The sequence below is a fragment of the Paenalicyclobacillus cellulosilyticus genome, from assembly GCF_014647315.1.
Taxonomy (GTDB): domain Bacteria; phylum Bacillota; class Bacilli; order Alicyclobacillales; family Alicyclobacillaceae; genus Alicyclobacillus_J; species Alicyclobacillus_J cellulosilyticus.
In genome coordinates this window covers 1-252 of record NZ_BMOY01000137.1, presented here as the reverse complement: position 1 = coordinate 252, position 252 = coordinate 1, and the positions used below count along the sequence as shown (strand labels likewise).

The following is a 252-nucleotide window of genomic DNA, read 5'->3' as shown; positions in this document are numbered from 1 at the left end:
CACTTGACGTTAACTCTGGAAAATAAACAAAACGTAGCAAAACCAACCAAACTAACCACCCCTTCGGCTAAAGCCGTAATGCTGACCGATTGCTTGTTTAAAATACCGGATAATATTTGACCACTGGTTAGGATTGGCCCATAACCACCTCCAGACATGCCTTTATTAAAACCAGCTACTAGGCTTACAAAACCAAGTTTTCGCCATGAAAACAAAATGGGCGAACGCCTAAGGATAACGATAACACCAAGT

At 41.7% G+C, this 252-nt stretch carries 1 protein-coding gene; it reads right to left on the bottom strand.

The window, feature by feature from the left end; genetic code table 11:
• Nucleotides 1–252: hypothetical protein (locus IEX97_RS13780; protein WP_229776939.1), on the bottom strand; the 252-nt coding region annotated here is incomplete at both ends.